At 28.5% G+C, this 16,205-nt stretch carries 15 protein-coding genes; 5 read left to right on the top strand and 10 right to left on the bottom strand.

Features of this window, described 5'->3' with window-relative positions; all coding sequences use genetic code 11:
- Positions 1-84: 84 nt before the first annotated feature.
- The 5 genes from DRF75_RS01950 to ftsZ form a co-directional block, all read right to left on the bottom strand.
- The gene (locus DRF75_RS01950) at positions 85-933 is read right to left on the bottom strand and encodes a ParB/RepB/Spo0J family partition protein (RefSeq protein ID WP_045171192.1); all 849 of its coding nucleotides are present in this window, start codon (positions 931-933) and stop codon (positions 85-87) included.
- 12 nt (positions 934-945) lie between these two features.
- Positions 946-1,713, bottom strand: coding sequence for a ParA family protein (locus tag DRF75_RS01955; protein ID WP_045171191.1), 768 nt, complete (start codon positions 1,711-1,713; stop codon positions 946-948).
- 611 nt (positions 1,714-2,324) lie between these two features.
- On the bottom strand, positions 2,325-2,789 hold the full coding sequence (gene ybeY, locus DRF75_RS01960) for an rRNA maturation RNase YbeY (protein WP_045171190.1): 465 nt from the start codon (positions 2,787-2,789) through the stop codon (positions 2,325-2,327).
- A complete protein-coding gene (locus DRF75_RS01965; RefSeq protein WP_045171189.1) occupies positions 2,786-3,193 on the bottom strand; it encodes an EVE domain-containing protein in 408 nt (135 codons plus the stop codon). Before DRF75_RS01965 ends, ybeY begins: the two co-directional genes overlap by 4 nt.
- Positions 3,194-3,199: 6 nt before the next feature.
- Complete coding sequence (ftsZ, locus tag DRF75_RS01970) at positions 3,200-4,462, bottom strand: cell division protein FtsZ (RefSeq protein ID WP_045171188.1); 1,263 nt, start codon at positions 4,460-4,462, stop codon at positions 3,200-3,202.
- A gap of 391 nt (positions 4,463-4,853) precedes the next feature.
- Between ftsZ and DRF75_RS01975 the strand changes: the two genes are divergently transcribed.
- The 3 genes from DRF75_RS01975 to DRF75_RS01985 all read left to right on the top strand — a co-directional run bounded on the left by DRF75_RS01975 (position 4,854) and on the right by DRF75_RS01985 (position 6,929).
- Positions 4,854-5,069 carry a hypothetical protein gene (locus tag DRF75_RS01975; RefSeq protein ID WP_129992563.1) on the top strand — a complete coding sequence of 72 codons (216 nt, stop codon included), beginning with the start codon at positions 4,854-4,856 and terminating at the stop codon, positions 5,067-5,069.
- Positions 5,070-5,670: 601 nt separating this feature from the next.
- Entirely contained in the window at positions 5,671-6,249 is a 579-nt protein-coding gene (locus DRF75_RS01980; protein ID WP_129992564.1) for a hypothetical protein, read from the top strand.
- Between the two features lie 275 nt (positions 6,250-6,524).
- Positions 6,525-6,929: a hypothetical protein gene (locus DRF75_RS01985; protein WP_052453679.1), complete on the top strand. Its 405-nt coding sequence runs from the start codon at positions 6,525-6,527 to the stop codon at positions 6,927-6,929.
- 674 nt (positions 6,930-7,603) lie between these two features.
- Here the strand turns inward: DRF75_RS01985 and secA are convergent.
- The 3 genes from secA to DRF75_RS02000 all read right to left on the bottom strand — a co-directional run bounded on the left by secA (position 7,604) and on the right by DRF75_RS02000 (position 11,930).
- Positions 7,604-10,192, bottom strand: coding sequence for a preprotein translocase subunit SecA (gene secA / locus DRF75_RS01990; RefSeq protein WP_045171184.1), 2,589 nt, complete (start codon positions 10,190-10,192; stop codon positions 7,604-7,606).
- A 377-nt stretch (positions 10,193-10,569) separates the two neighbouring features.
- Positions 10,570-11,169, bottom strand: coding sequence for a hypothetical protein (locus DRF75_RS01995; protein WP_129992565.1), 600 nt, complete (start codon positions 11,167-11,169; stop codon positions 10,570-10,572).
- Between the two features lie 401 nt (positions 11,170-11,570).
- The gene (locus tag DRF75_RS02000; RefSeq protein WP_129992566.1) at positions 11,571-11,930 is read right to left on the bottom strand and encodes a hypothetical protein; all 360 of its coding nucleotides are present in this window, start codon (positions 11,928-11,930) and stop codon (positions 11,571-11,573) included.
- 1,389 nt (positions 11,931-13,319) lie between these two features.
- Here DRF75_RS02000 and DRF75_RS02005 point away from each other — a divergent pair.
- On the top strand, positions 13,320-14,138 hold the full coding sequence (locus DRF75_RS02005; protein ID WP_240729878.1) for a P44/Msp2 family outer membrane protein: 819 nt from the start codon (positions 13,320-13,322) through the stop codon (positions 14,136-14,138).
- A gap of 628 nt (positions 14,139-14,766) precedes the next feature.
- Here DRF75_RS02005 and DRF75_RS02010 read toward each other — a convergent pair.
- Positions 14,767-15,630 carry a P44/Msp2 family outer membrane protein gene (locus tag DRF75_RS02010; protein ID WP_129992568.1) on the bottom strand — a complete coding sequence of 288 codons (864 nt, stop codon included), beginning with the start codon at positions 15,628-15,630 and terminating at the stop codon, positions 14,767-14,769.
- A 149-nt stretch (positions 15,631-15,779) separates the two neighbouring features.
- Between DRF75_RS02010 and DRF75_RS05035 the strand changes: the two genes are divergently transcribed.
- Positions 15,780-15,959, top strand: coding sequence for a hypothetical protein (locus DRF75_RS05035; RefSeq protein ID WP_165375557.1), 180 nt, complete (start codon positions 15,780-15,782; stop codon positions 15,957-15,959).
- Positions 15,960-15,977: 18 nt separating this feature from the next.
- Here DRF75_RS05035 and DRF75_RS02015 read toward each other — a convergent pair.
- Positions 15,978-16,205, bottom strand: a 228-nt coding sequence (locus DRF75_RS02015) for a P44/Msp2 family outer membrane protein (RefSeq protein ID WP_129992569.1), incomplete at its 5' end; no start/stop codon positions are given.

Below are 16,205 nucleotides of genomic sequence, written 5' to 3' on the forward strand. Positions count from 1 at the left end.
ATAATATAGTATATGAAATTATTTCAGTTGTAAATTTTTAGAGTCATTTTTGATTTTAGTGAATGTGTCTTAAATTAAAAAACTTTATATTGATTTTTTTAATTTATCTAGTATTGAATTAAATTGTTGTTGGTTATTGTATTTTATAACTATATTTCCCTTGTGATTTAATCCTTTTATTTTAATTTTTAGCTTTAATATTTCAGATAATGAATTCTCTAATTCTGTAAAGTTTTCTGAGGTTTTATTTCTGTTTGGTTTTTGTAAATTTTTGATTAATAGTTCAGTTTGTCTTACATTTAAGTTTAAAGAAATAATTTTTTGTGCTATTTCTTCCGGGTTTTCTATATTTATTAAAGCTCTAGCATGTCCAAATGATATAAGTTTATCATTTACCATTGATTTTATAGAAGGTGGTAAAGATAGTATTCTTATCATATTTGTAATATGACTTCTACTTTTACCTAAAATAGAAGCTAAATCTTCATGTGTATAAGAAAAAGTATTTATTAAATTAGAATATGCTTCTGCTTCTTCTATAGGTGTTAAATCTTGTCTTTGTATGTTTTCTATAATTGATAGTTCTAAACACTGATTATCACTTATTTCTCTTACAATTACAGGTACTGATTTTAATTTTGCTAGAATGCTAGCTCTCCATCTTCTTTCTCCTGCTATTATTTCATAACCTTTTTTATGTGGATTTTTCCTGATAATTATTGGTTGTATTATGCCATGTTTAGAAATGGATTCTGCTAATTCTTTAAGTGATGCTTGATCGAAAGTTTTTCTTGGTTGTGATGTACTAGGGTTTAATAAGTTTATTGGCATTGTTAAGTGATTGGTAGTATTGATGTTATTACTGTTGTTGTTGATTTCTAAATTGTTATTTCCTATTAACTCAAAAATGCCTTTTCCTAGTCTTTTTGTCATTTTGAATACCTATTATTTTTTTTGTTTTTTTAGGATTTCTTTTGCTAGATATATATATGCTTGTGAACCTGCACATTTAAAATCATATATAATGGCAGGTTTTCCATGAGATGGAGCTTCAGATAATCTAACATTTCTAGGGATGACTGTTTTATATACAGATTCTTTTAAATATTTTCTAATATCTTCTTCTACTTGTTCACTTAGCTTATTTCTTTTATCATACATAGTTAAAATAATTCCTTCTATTGATAAGAGTGGGTTGAGATGTTTCTTGATTATTTCTATGGTTTTTATTAAATGGCTAAGTCCTTCCAGAGCGAAAAATTCGCATTGTAATGGAATCATAATAGAGTCTGCAGCTATTAATGCATTTACTGTTAGTAATCCCAAAGAAGGTGGACAATCGATAAAGATATAGTCATATGAGTTTCTTACTTCAGACAAAGATTTTTTTAAAATAAATTCTCTTTGTTGTACTTGTGTTAATTCAACTTCTGCTGCAGATAGATCTACTGTTGATGGTAATAAATGTAAGTTTGGTATTTCAGTTGTGACAACAGCTGATGATATAGATAGGTTATTGATTAATACTTCATATACTGTATTTATCCTTTGTTCATATGTTATTCCGAAACCAGTACTGCTATTACCTTGAGGATCTAAATCTATAAGTAAGGTCTTTTTATTTACTATAGAAAAAGCTGTTGATAAGTTTATACTAGTTGTTGTTTTTCCAACACCGCCTTTTTGATTTACTATTGCAAAAACTTTGCTCATACAGATAATTTACATTTTTTTTAATTATATATTAGATGAGACTACTGTCACTGAATTTTTTATTATTAAGTATTGTATATTACAATATGATACAAAATTTATATGATAGATAGTTTTTATTGAATATTTTATGTGCAGCATAAGATTTTTTTGTTACTAATTTATATAATCATCTATTAATGTATTGACCTAATGATTCTTTGTGTTTGCAAATGAAGTATGTTATGAAACGGTGAATTAGTAGTATCGTTTTTTATCGATTGTAAATCTTTTGTTTGAATGTTTATGTTTCACGTGGAACATGAATTTTTTTTATTACTAATTTATTTAGTAACTCAATTTAGTATATTTCTTATATGTTGATATAATGATTTTTTATGCTTGTGAATGAAATGTTTAATAATCTATGAAATGGTAAGTTAATAGTATAAATTTTATTGTGATTAAAATTTCACTATTTTGTTTAGGTATTTATATTTTACATAAAACATAATGTTTTTTTTATGCCTAGTTTGTATAGTAATTTAATTTAACGTATTTTGTTATATTTATATATTGAACTAATGATGCTTAGTGATAATAATTGAGAGTGCATTATTTTGTTTAAACGTTTATGTTTCACGTGAAACATAAGGGTTTTTTATTCCTAGTTTGTCTAATAACTTAATTTCAATAGACTCCATTATATATTGATCTAGTGGTTCTTCATGATCGTAGTCTAAAATGTGTAATAGTCCGTGAATCAACATATGAGAAGTATGGTGTTCTATTGGTATATTAAGATCAATCGATTCGTTCATAAGGACATCTAATGAAATAAAAATTTCTCCTAAGTAGCAGTTTTTTTCTAATTTATTGTATGGAAATGATAAAACATTTGTTGGTTTGTTTTTTTTTCTGTATTCATAGTTTAATTGCTGTAATAATTTGTCGTTTGCTAATACTATAGAAATGATAGGTTTGTACTCATGAATGTTTAGATCTGTTAGAGAAGTATTGATGATATTTTTAACAAAACTTTTTGGTTTACTTATTACATTATACCACTTTTTATAGTAAACATTAATTTCAATCACAGTGTAGTTTCTCCTAGCTGTAAAATACAATGCCACTCTTGTTCTGTTATTGGAGAAACTGATAGTCGTGGTTGTTTTAAAATAAGCATATTTTTTAGTGTAGAAATTGATTTAATGTCTTTCAAAAATACTGTTTTATTTAATTTTTTATTTATCTTTACTTCAACTACACCAAACCTATTGTTCATGTTAGGGAGATAGAATTCTTTATATATATCTACTATTCCTATTATTCCTTTGTCTTTCCCAGAATGATAAAAAAATGCAAAGTCACCACACTTCATTACTTTTAAATAATTTTGTGCTTGATAGTTTAATACATTATCCCATACAGTAACTTTATCATACAGCATATTATCCCAAGAAAAATCTTGAGGTTCTGTTTTTAAAAGCCAATAAGACACTGCACCTTATTTTTTTCTTAAAAAAGTTGGAATATTAAGTGATTCTTCGTCCCAATACTCATTTTTATTGAATTGTGCTTTATAAGCTGATTCATGTATTTTGTTGTTAGATGATTGATTGTCTATGTTGTCTTGTTTCCTAGTGTGATTTATTGAATTAATCATATCTTGCCCTGGATCGCTAGGTTTATAATAAGCAATTTCATTATCTGATGGGTTAAAATGTTTATTTGATATTTCAGATAACTTGTTATCATAAGTTTCTTTGTTTTTAATTGTGCTTTTGTTTTGTATTACTACTTCTTCATTATCTATTCCAGTTGCTAAAACAGATACTCTAATCTTTCCTTCGCTTTCTTTGTTAAATGTTGATCCAAATATTATATTAGCATGGCTATCTACTTCTTCTCTAATACGATTTGCAGCAGCATCAACTTCAAATAGTGTCATATCCAATCCACCAGTTATGTTGATTAATATTCCTTTTGCTCCTTTCATTGAAATATTGTCTAATAGGGGATTAGATATAGCTGCTTCAGCTGCTAATATAGCTCTATTTTCTCCTTCTGCTTCTCCTGTACCCATCATTGCTTTACCCATTTCGCTCATTATTGCTCGAATATCAGCAAAATCTAGGTTGATAAGCCCTGGCATTACCATTAAATCAGTTATACCACGAACACCTGTATGCAGCACAGTGTCTGCAAGCTTAAATGCATCTGCAAATGTTGTTTTATCGTTAGCAATCCTAAATAGATTTTGATTAGGAATTACTATCAAGGTATCAACGTATCTTTGCAGCTCTTCTAAGCCAAGTTCTGCTGTTCTCATACGATGTGCACCTTCAAAATGAAAAGGTTTAGTGACAACTCCTATGGTTAAAATCTTGTTTTCCTTTGCGACTTTAGCAATTACAGGTGCTGCACCTGTTCCTGTACCACCACCCATTCCAGCCGTTATGAATAACATATTGCTGTCTGCAATTTCTTCAATAATTTCATTTATTGATTCTTCTGCGGCTCCTCTACCTACTTCTGGTAGTGATCCTGCTCCTAACCCTTTTGTTAATCCAATGCCTAGTTGAATTTTCTTTTCAGACAAAGAAAGCTCTAATGCTTGTGCATCTGTATTTGCTACTACAAAGTTAACACCATGTAGATTAGACTGTATCATGTTATTAACAGCATTACCGCCAGCACCACCTACACCAAAAACTGTAATTCTGGGTCTTAATAGTGATTGATCTGGTAAACAAATATTTAAAGACATACTGAACACATAATAACGATAACTTAATATACTACGTCAATTAAATAATGCAAATAATTTGATAGATATAAAATAAATTAAGTATGTATATTTAACTAATAATAAATTTATATAAATATATAATTGTTTCTGTTGGTAATTTGTGGCGTAGTAGTTACTTAGTAAAAATATTGAAATTGGTTTAAACTAGAAGTATATGTAGCAGAATTAAGGTGAATATTTATATATGAATTTAGTGTACTACTATTGCAATGCTAACATTGTGTAAAGTAATAGAGTGTAAATATGTAAAAGTTGTGGTACTTAATACATTATATAATACCTATGTATATTTATTAACATGTTGTAGGTTTTGTTATAGATACTGATTATAATGTACATCAGTGACTTTTTGATTCAAAAAAGTGATAGTCCTAATACTGATTTTTATCATGGTACTTTGCATTTTAATGATGAAGATAGCAATTACGGTACTACTGGGGAAATCATTAATGATTTGACAGGAGGTAAAGGTACGTACTTAGACAAGAAGGCGGTATGTATTATTATGACTAATATATTGCTAAATGTAATTTGGAAATTTTGCTTGAGCATTATGATCCTGTGAAATCTATTAATGAAACTACGTCAATTAATAATACTTTTATGCCTACTTATTTTTTGGTGTTTAGATCAGTTGCTTGTTGATCATCATAATTTATTACTTATGGCCATCTAAAGTGGATGCTAATGAACATGCTGTTACTATGCTTGTACATAATGGTGTAAATTCTCAAAATTTAAAGGTATTACTATCCTATTACCTGGTGGAGCAAATATTACAGTACAACAATCTGCGACAGTTTGGACTAGAAGTTGGAAACAGGTTTAACTTTTAGTAATGATTAAAGATACTTTCTTTGGTGTGAATAATGAAGGTAATAAAGAGTAGTGTGTATATGTTGTATTATTAGAACTATAAGTGTGAATAATAAATAAGTTATTGTTTTGTGTGTAAGTTATGTATGTAACTAGATGTTTTGAATTGTTTAATAATTTAAACTCTAGTGTTGTTCTGTTTAAGTGTACACTTGCATACTAATAATTATGTGTTGCAGGTTTTTCGTTCTGTCTCATTAGATGTAAGTTATGTGTAATAAATATCTAGTATTTTTAATTAAAAAGTATATAATTAACATGTTAATATATTTTCTTAATAGAGCTTTGCTATGGTTTTAGATTTTAATGAGTATCAGAATGAGTATCAGAATGAGTCTCAAAATGATTGTCAGATTGATTTTTTAATTCAACAAAATTGTCATTCTAATGTTGATATTTATCATGGTACATTACATATCAACGGTGATGAAGGTAAATATTATGCTAGTGCATCTATTGTTAATGATTTGACAGGTGATAAAGGTACGGTAAATATATTAAATCATGGTACAAAAGGTATTTATGGTAATGTAAGTTCTAAATGTGATTTAGAAATTACTCTTGAACATTATGATCCTACTAGTTCTAGTAATACTATTACTTCAATTAATAAAAGTTTTATTGTTTCTATATTGGGTAACTTACAAGATTGTTTGTTAATTGACTCACATAATCCATTGCTAATGGATCCATTAAAAGTAGAACAAATTAATAAAGAACCTATTATTACCGTGCTTGTGCACGATGGTATAAATACTAAAGAGATAAGAGATTCTTTCTTTAATGAAAAATATGAAAATAAAGAACATAAAGCAGGTGGGTGTACTTATATTTATTCTCGTGGCAAAGTAGAAACTAAATGTGAGTAATAAGTAATTTTTTTATAGAAATGTAGTAAGTTATTGATTGTCTAAATTTGTATTGATACATTAATATTTATTGAGTTACTCTTTTCTATTTTTTAGGTTTATTACTTTTTGTAGTGTTAATTTATTTAAATATGGTACTATATATTTGTAGAAAGAGTTTTTCTTTTTGTGTCTTAAGTGCAGATCAAGTGATTTGTACTGTGGATGTTATATATAAATAGGGATTTATTATATTAGTTTTTTAGCTAATAATTTAATTTATAGAAGGTATTGCTATGAGTATAGATTACGATTCATGTCAAATTGACTTTTCAATTCAGAGAAGTGGTCATCCTGGTGTTGATGTTTATCATGGTGTTGTGCATGTTAATGAAGAAGGGAGTAATTACTATGCTAGTGGACATATTGTTAATGATTCAGGAGATAAAGGGATAGTCAATCTAATTAAATACTGTACTGGAATTGATAATGATAAGAAGCATTGTACTGAGTGTGATTTAGAGGTGATTCTTAATGATTCTAATAGCAGTAGGTATGTGTTTTCTATGTTAAGTGAAAATGACACTTGTTTAATGTGTGATGAAAGTAATGTATTGTTGATGATGAAACCTTTTAGAAAAGTAGAAATTCAAGGTGATGCTGTTGTTGCTTTAGATATATATGGTTGTGTAAATACTTAAAATAATTAAGTTTTAATGATAAATGTACACAAGTAATAGTCAATTAGTATCTATTTTTGTTCAATATAATTACATGTAAATTGGTTATGTATTGTTATATAAATTGTTTTGCTATATGTGTGAAGTTAGCAATTAATTATGTGTATGATTAAAAATTTTTTAATTTATTATAAATCAATATTATTAAATATTGTTGTTTTATAAGTTGTTGTAGCAGTAGCTTATACTGTGTGCTCATAAGGTTTATATAATGTTGATACTTTCTAGTAAAATATAGTTATGGTATGTATTTAAACATTATACTATTAAGCAGTTTACTATTAAATATTGATAAGTATATTAGTTGTATAATTGTTTCAGTTCTCATAATTCAGTAATTCTTAGTATGTTATTCTTGAGTAATGACTAGAATATGTTTTTCATTAGTAGTTGTTATTGTGAACCAAGATTGATTTGCATATGATTCAATTTTTTGAATACTAAAAATTCAAAAGTGCTTGGTATGTTATTCTTACACTTGATAATAGTATTAAGATTTTCTTTGGAATGAAACAATTGTTGTTATTTTGTTAGATTTTTATATTCTAAATTTGTTGTTATTAGTGTATAGCCCTCAATAGGCAGTGACTTATACTTTTGTTCCTCACTGATAGTAGGTTGTTATTATCTTATGCTTACATACCATGACAATGTTTGAATTTTTTTCCTGATCCGCATGGGCATTTTTCATTGCGTGAAATTTTAGTGTGATTAATGTTATATTCTGGTATTTGTGTTTCACTTAATTCTATATCAAATCTTAAATGGGATAATCTTTGTATTATTAATTCATAGAACTTATTCATCATGTTTTCAAGCATAGAAAATGCTTCAGCTTTAAACTCATTTAGTGGATCTTTTTGTGCTATGGATCTTAAATTTATTCCGCATTTTAGACTATCTAATGCGGCAAGATGGTCTCTCCATAAATAATCTAATGACATAATCATGACTTTTTTTACTGCATGATCCCATAGTGTTTGATCTCTAGATTTAAATTCTTCTATCTTTTGTGTAAAGTGTTCATCAGCAATTTTGTTGAGGTGTTCTATAACTTTTTCCTTACTTTCTAATTCACTGATGATGTTGTAATCCAAGGTAATAGCGTATATTCTTGTAAACTCAGATGATAATATTTTATATGTTTCATCGTCTAAGTTATAGTATTTATCATGTATTATGCCATTGACTATTTCATTGTTAAGGTCTCTATATATAATGGAAATGTCATAAGAATCATTATCTAAAATATGGTTTCTTTGGTCAAAGACAACTTTTCTTTGTTCATTTATTACGTTGTCAAATTTTAATAAAGATTTTCTAATGTCATAGTTTCTTAATTCTACCTTATGTTGTGCTTTTTCAATAGACCTGCTTATCCACGTGTGTTGAATTGCTTCATCTTTTTTCATTCCTAGTTTTTTTAGCACACCTTTTATTTTATCTGATCCAAATATTCTTAATAAATCATCTTCTAATGATAAGAAAAACTTAGATAACCCAGGATCTCCTTGTCTACCTGACCTTCCTCTTAATTGGTTGTCAATTCTTCTGCTTTCATGACGTTCTGTTCCAATTACACATAACCCGCCAGCTTGTATTGCTATTTCTTTATCTTTTTTTACTTTTTCTGCAAGTTGCTTATATTTTATTTCTATTGCTTCTTTGTCTGTAATATTGGCAAGTGTTGTTTTTGCTAGCATTTTTAAGTTACCACCAAGCTGTATGTCTGTACCTCTACCAGCCATATTTGTAGCAATAGTAATTGTTCCAGGTATGCCAGCTTGTGCTATTATATATGCTTCTTGTTCGTGATAACGTGCGTTGAGCACTGAATGTTTTAGTTTATTTTGTGTTAATAATTTAGATAACATTTCTGATTTTTCAATACTCACTGTACCTACTAATACAGGCTGCAGTTTTTGATGGCATTCTGAGATGAATTTGATGACAGCACTAAATTTTTCTTCTTCTGTACAATATATATCATCATTTAAGTCTATTCTTTGAACTGGTATATTTGTTGGAATTTGTACAACTTGTAGATTATATGTACCTAAGAATTCTTCAGATTCAGTTTCTGCTGTGCCAGTCATTCCAGAAAGTTTTGTGTACATTCTAAAGTAGTTTTGAAATGTAGTAGAAGCTAGTGTTTGGTTTTCACTATTGATGTTTAGTTTTTCTTTTGCTTCAAGTGCTTGGTGTAGTCCGTCTGAATATCTCCTTCCATCCATCATACGCCCTGTAAACTCGTCTATGATTACTATATTGCCATTTTTGATTATGTAATCCTTGTCTAAAGAAAAAATTTTATGTGCGCGTAATGCTTGAGTAATGTAGTGCATGATTATGATATTATCTATATCATATAAGGAAGTGTTGTAAGGAATAAGATTATGTTTAGTTAATAAATTTTCAATTTTTGTCGTTCCAGCTTCTGTTAGGAAAATATTCCTACTTTTTTCTTCTAATTCGTAATCTTCCTCTACTAATTCGTAAATCAGATTATCTATTTTTTTGTACATTTTGATATCTTGATCTACTTGCCCGGAAATTATAAGAGGGGTTCTTGCTTCATCTATTAGTATTGAATCTACCTCATCAACTATTGCATAGTTAAAACCTCTTTGTACCATTTCGCTTCTGGAAAATTTCATGTTGTCACGTAAGTAATCAAAACCTAAGTTATTATTTGTTGAATATAATATGTCACATTGATATGCATTTTTTCTTTCTAAATCATTTGTGTCAGTTAATATGCATCCTACAGTAATGCCTAATGCATCATACAATTCTCCCATCCATTCAGCATCACGCTTTGCCAAATAATCATTTACTGTGACTATATGAACTCCTTTTCCTTCTAATGCATTTAGATATGCAGCTAATGTTGCTACTAGAGTTTTTCCTTCTCCTGTCTTCATTTCAGATATCATTCCTTTATGTAAGACCATTCCACCTATAAGTTGTACATCGAAATGCCTCATGTTAAGTACTCTTTTTGAAGCTTCTCTTACTACAGCGAAAGCTGAGACTAATATATCGTCTAATGTCTTTCCATTTTTAAGTGCTTCCTTAAATTCTATGGTTTTATTTTTTAATGCCTCATTAGAAAGAAGTTGTAATTCGTTCTCTATTGCATTTATGTGCTGAACCACTTTATAAAATGATTTAATTATTCTGCTGTTTGCTGAGCCAAAGATTTTATGTGCAATACTAAGCATAATTAAATTAATATTTAATTTATTAGTTTGTGAATTATATGATTAAATAAGATAAAAGTACAACAAAATTAGCAACAGTCTATGTAAATGTTTTCGGTATTTCATGTACTGTAGAAATTATGGATAGTACAATGATGTTTAGGATTTTCAGCTTATACAAATAGATGCAAGCATTATTTGAAAACATTGTAAAGCTGTATAAGAATTATATTCAAATTACTGTACAACATGTTAGCTATAAAGCAGCTATTCGTAAAATCGAACAACTGCTTTACAAATATTACAGTTTATTAACTATGATAAAAAACTACATTGTATGGTGTTAAGCTAAATTGTTATTTATGCTTTGTTAGGTTGAGATAGTCCACTTTTTTTGGTCATTCTTTGGCAGCAGCAGGTGATGATACCTCTTTTTCTTGAGCATCAGCGGCAGGTTGTGGTGCTTCTTGTGCTTGATTTTCTTTTATTGTATCAGTAGCAGGTTGTGATACTTCTTGTGCTTGATTTTCTTTTGTTGTATCAGTAGCAGGTTGTGATACTTCTTGTGCTTGATTTTCTTGTGCTGTATCAGTAGCAGGTTGTAATACTTCTTGTGTTTGACTTTCTTTTACATCAGATACAGATTGAACTATTTCTGAATCTGATAATATAATTTTAATATTATCATTACTGTTATCAAAAGCAATTTTATGAGGTGAAGCTTCCTCAGTGGATGACACTATTTGTCCATTAAATGAGTGTAGAACAGGTAATGTTGGATAAACTATACGTTGTTCAAATATATACTCAAGAATATAGCTTTCTTTTGTTTCATTATTTTGAGATATATTCCCAGAAAGATGACCTAGAGTTCCTACACCATCTGCCAAGCTAAGGCTAGTATCAAAATTTCCATTGTTGTCTATAATAACTTTTCCTTCGTATATTGTTCCATTTACATTAACAATAGCGTTAAGTTCATTGCTGAAAATATCCATTGTAGCTTACCTGAATTTATTAATGGTTACATTATATCTTGTTAAAGTAATAAAACAACATGTTTTATTTGATACAAAAAATAAATTGTAAAAAATTATAAGCTTTTTTTATATATCATAAATATTTACGTTAAAAACTAGATTAACTGCTTAAATTTACTTTAATTCAAAAACAAGTGTACTATATATCATTTGTTAGGACAAAAATACCTAGTATAACGACACTAACATTTATAGTAAATTTTCATTAGCATGCCAGAGTTTAATATTTGAAAGTTAAAGCCTATTTAACTAAAACTTTGAATTCATGATATATTTTAATACAGGAAAAACTAAAGAAGACCTAATACTCACATTAATGAGAACATAGGTCCTCTTTACTGTTTCTAAAGATCAGTAGCTTAAATATTTGTTATATTATTATTAATTAACTTTATGCAACTTAAGCATGAACTTAACATATCTTCGTCTAATACAACAGATATGTCATCTTTGGTTAGGTATAACTTATGATCTATATGATCAAAGTGAGCATCAAATCTTATTGTCTCGTTATCCACAAGATCGTATGGTTGTTGTGCTTCATATCTTTTATATGAAAAAACAACAGAATATATATCATCATTAATGTCTGCGCTATTGTTAACTACAGATGCAGGAAGTACTGTGACTGTGAACTTGTAAATAGAGTCTTGATTGATAAAATTAGAAACATGGAGTGTGTCACTTTCTATATTATCAAATACGTTAATCATATCCATTATCTTACCTAAATGCTAATAAATATATGTAACCTATATCAAATACTACAAAAAAGCAACATATTAAATCATGTACTATTTATTTCTTAAAGAAAAGTATGGATAGCTTATTATAGACATTAAAAAGGATTTAAATTTAGCACTGTTGACTGTTAATTAACTTTATGCCTATTATGTTATGTTACTAATATTGTGGCTTTTGTACACCAAAGTTGTAACAATACTGTATGTTTATACAATACTTTGGTTTACATATGTTTAATAGTATAAATTTAATGAGAAATGTTTTACTTTAAAAATAATCATTTGTATTTTGGTTGTGTAATCAGTTTATACTTATACCTAAAAAAGTGTATCAATAGACAAACAATACTTCAATAAATTTACTTTTTTATCATGTTAAATGTTGAAAGTGTAGCACACTTATTAGTATATTTTTATATGATCTTAATTAATTATGGTTTTGTTTGTAGATTAGTTAATGTTTTGAATATTTGTCTTAAATCTTTTTGTTAGATAAATTAGATGATGAAGTATAAGGTTGTAAAACTTTAATGATAGTCTTAGGATTATTAGTACCTAGTTTATCAGTTTCATTGAATGTTTCATGTACGTTATACAGTAGGTACAAACATTAGTTATTTTTACAAAATTTTGTATGCTTTTTTTTTTTTTAATATTTGTTGGAAGCAGGATACGGTAGTAATGTTCTTATGCTACCACTTACATTTGGATATTTACTTTATGAAGATTTAACAGTAGAACTTGAAGAATTTTATGAAAAGGTTTGATGCTGTAAGACAATAAGAAACATTTAATGTCTAACAATTGAAGATATTTTGCCTTTACAAACTGTGTTGGATAAGTTGTTTTTATAAATCACAGTATAAGTCTTGAGTATTTGTCATAGCTGTGTAAAGTATAATACTATGTGTTATTCCTTTTTCTCTTAGATATCTGGAAAAAATTATTAAAACTCAATAGGTTAAATCCTACATTTCTATTAATAATGTTAGGATTAATTTTCACTTAGGATGTATTTTTTTATTAATGGATATCAACCATAGGGGTAATTGGTAACTATAGTACTGTGTAGTGTACTGTAATGTAATGCTATTCACCTCTGTTAGTACTTCAGCATTAGCCGAATTTTGGTATTGAGATTAGTGTTAAGGTGTTTGTATAGTAGATTAGTTAGTATGTTTTCATTATTTTTTGTTGTTATAGTAAAAAGTGATGTTTGTATATATTGCTAATAGTTAATGAGTGTTTTTTGTGTACTTTGGGTGTGTTTATTGATAGCAGATAGAATTATTTACAATTACTTGACTTGGCATAGTTTGTTGTAGTAAATTATCATGATTTACCTTGTTATTAATGGTTATTAAGATGAATTACAAAAGGTTTGTTGTAGGTGTTACGCTTAGTGCGTTTGTTTGTTTCCTCTCTGGTAGTGCTTTTTCTGATGATGTAAACTTTTCTGAAGGGAGGAGAGGGCTTTATATAGGTAGTCAGTATAAAGTTGGTGTTCCTAATTTTAGTAATTTTTCAGCTGAAGAAACAATCCCTGGTATTACAAAAAAGATTTTTGCGATGGATCTTGATAAATCTAAAATATCTGAGCATGGTAGCTTTACACGGCAATATGATCCTACTTATGCAAGCAGTTTTGCAGGGTTTAGTGGTATTATTGGGTATTATGTTAATGACTTTAGAGTAGAATTTGAAGGTTCTTATGAGAATTTTGAACCTGAAAGACAATGGTATCCTGAAAACAGCCAAAGTTACAAATTTTTTTCTTTGTCTCGTGAAAGCAGTTGTGCAGCTAATAAGTTTATAGTGCTAGAGAATAATGGTGTTGTTGATAAATCAATTAATGTGAGTGTTTGTTACGATGTTGCTGGTGGTAATATTCCTTTAGCACCTTATATGTGTGCTGGTGTTGGTGCAGATTATATAAAATTTTTAGGTATATCGTTACCTAAGTTTTCTTGTCAAGTTAAGTTCGGTGTTAATTATCCTCTAAATGTTAATACTATGTTATTTGGTGGGGGTTATTACCATAAAGTTGTAGGTAATAAGTATGAGAGAGTAGAAATAGCTTACCATCCCAGTACATTAAGTGAAGTTCCTAAAACTACTTCAGCTTCTGCTACTTTGAATACTGATTATTTTGGCTGGGAAGTTGGATTTAGATTTACGCTATAGAGTTTACTGTAGTTGAAGTTGAGTGATTATTTTCCAAGTATAGGTTTGTATTGTAGTTCACTCTAATATTGTTGGTTACAGTCATCTTGAGAATAATGTGTTTTTTGTATTATGATTGTACTGTTGTATATCTATTAAGATGAATTCTTAGGCTTTTTTTTGTAATAAGTTGCTTTAATCACTTGTTCGTTGTTTGTGTAAGTGGCGGTATAAGGTTTAGTAGTTTTGCATTTATGTAGATCCTTATTGTTATTTTGTAAGGTTTTGCGTATTATTCTATTTATTGTTGGGACCGTTATTTTTGATGTCTTATGTTGTACATGCAGTTTATTGTATTCTGAGTTCTGTTAACTTGATAATTTTTTCGCATTTGATGTGTAAAAACTGATTATAAAACTTAAATTTATATGGTGCGTTAGTATCCAAAATTTGATTGTACAAAGTAAGATATACAATATAAATTTCAATTTATGTCCTAATGCATCACTTAATTAGCTAACAATTACAATGTGTGTATAGAAAACTAGGTTTAAAAATAATATAATTGTTAGCTACTTTATCATTAATACAATTTAGCTTTTATATGCAGTAAAGTTTTTGGTGAAAGTTATACGCATGTTGAGCTAAATTAGAAAGTGAATCTGCCTCCAAGTTCTAATCCAAAGTGGCATACGTTTAGTGTTACTATTGCAAACTGTGTACCTTTAATTTCTGTTGCTCCAGCAGGAGTTATTGCAGGAATGTCTCTAAACTCATTACCTATAACTCTGTGAAAGTGTCCACCGACAAAAACAGAAGCTTCTGGACTTATAGAGTAACTTAAACCTAATTTTCCTTGATAAGAAATTTTAGGATTTGTAATTTCAAACATAGAAACTAAGTCAGTACCAATGCCTGCACATATATATGGAGAGAATGGCATATTTTCAATTGTTATGTCATAACATGCGTTTATCATAAGTGATACATCAAGTAATCCTTCATTTTTTAAGAAGACAAATTTATTCTTATCAGTGTCGCCTGCTGGCATGCCGTTATCTTTCCTTGATAAAGCGCAATATTTGTGAGCATCGTTCTTATAACTGTTACCCTGGTTTTTTACATCAAATATTTCGTAGGACACTTCAAACTCTATTCTTGGACCACCCATTGAGTAGCCAATAGCTCCTGCAAATCCTAAAAATGGGTTGTTTTCATATTTAAATGAATAATTTGGAATGGTAAATACTGTATTTGCTTGTAGTGTGTTACTAGCATCACTTATTGTTCCTCCACCCCAATCTTGTTTTAACCCAAAAACTCCAGTTGTTGTGTTTTTATCTTCTTTAACTGAGAATGCACCAAAGTGAGAAGCACTTGGCATGTATTTTGCACTAATGTAAAAGTTACCGTTTATGTTGTCTTCATGTATTGATTCAGAGAAAGATATGCTAGGTAAAAAAGACATTAGTGATATCAATGCACTTGCTATGAGAACTCTTTTGCAATTCATATTATTATAACCTAATAGTGACAAATATGTTAAAAATAGTAGAAGTGCAGGAGAAAAGCAAGTCAGAATATATATTTTGGTATAAAATACTAGTGATTTTTGTAAGAGAAATTTAATATATTATATAAAGTTGGTAATAAATAAAATATTTGAAGATACACTTTCCATGGGAATGCTATCTTCTGATATCTGAATGTAAGTTAGAGAGAAAAAATGTTGGAAGCATAGAAGATAAATTGGTCCCCCCCCCCCTCTTATTGCTACATTTTTTTGCCACTATTTTCTTTTTATATGTAGCAATAATAAAAATAAGTTTAGATCATTTTTAACATGTGGCAACAATAAAATTAGAAGTTAAATCTTCCTCCAAATTCTATTCCAAAATGACATACGCTTAGCGTTACTGTTGCTGCACCTGGTGTTGCTGCATTACTAGCAAGAGCTTTCAATGTAGGAATATCCTTAAACTTATCACCTATAACTCTATGGAAATGTCCGCCAATAAAAACAGATGCTTCTGGGTTGATAGGATAACTTAGTCCTAATTTTCCTTGATAAGAAATCTTAGGGTTTAT

The sequence above is a fragment of the Ehrlichia minasensis genome (assembly GCF_004181775.1).
Taxonomy (GTDB): Bacteria; Pseudomonadota; Alphaproteobacteria; order Rickettsiales; family Anaplasmataceae; genus Ehrlichia; species Ehrlichia minasensis.

What these genes read in the sequence shown, in the direction of transcription:
- DRF75_RS01950 (WP_045171192.1), bottom strand. Translation starts at nt 933, where the DNA reads ATGACAAAAAGACTAGGAAAAGGCATTTTTGAGTTAATAGGAAATAAC.
- DRF75_RS01955 (WP_045171191.1), bottom strand. Translation starts at nt 1,713, where the DNA reads ATGAGCAAAGTTTTTGCAATAGTAAATCAAAAAGGCGGTGTTGGAAAA.
- ftsZ (WP_045171188.1), bottom strand. Translation starts at nt 4,462, where the DNA reads ATGTCTTTAAATATTTGTTTACCAGATCAATCACTATTAAGACCCAGA.
- DRF75_RS01980 (WP_129992564.1), top strand. Translation starts at nt 5,671, where the DNA reads ATGGTTTTAGATTTTAATGAGTATCAGAATGAGTATCAGAATGAGTCT.
- DRF75_RS01985 (WP_052453679.1), top strand. Translation starts at nt 6,525, where the DNA reads ATGAGTATAGATTACGATTCATGTCAAATTGACTTTTCAATTCAGAGA.
- secA (WP_045171184.1), bottom strand. Translation starts at nt 10,192, where the DNA reads ATGCTTAGTATTGCACATAAAATCTTTGGCTCAGCAAACAGCAGAATA.
- DRF75_RS01995 (WP_129992565.1), bottom strand. Translation starts at nt 11,169, where the DNA reads ATGGATATTTTCAGCAATGAACTTAACGCTATTGTTAATGTAAATGGA.
- DRF75_RS02000 (WP_129992566.1), bottom strand. Translation starts at nt 11,930, where the DNA reads ATGGATATGATTAACGTATTTGATAATATAGAAAGTGACACACTCCAT.
- DRF75_RS02005 (WP_240729878.1), top strand. Translation starts at nt 13,320, where the DNA reads ATGAATTACAAAAGGTTTGTTGTAGGTGTTACGCTTAGTGCGTTTGTT.
- DRF75_RS02010 (WP_129992568.1), bottom strand. Translation starts at nt 15,630, where the DNA reads ATGAATTGCAAAAGAGTTCTCATAGCAAGTGCATTGATATCACTAATG.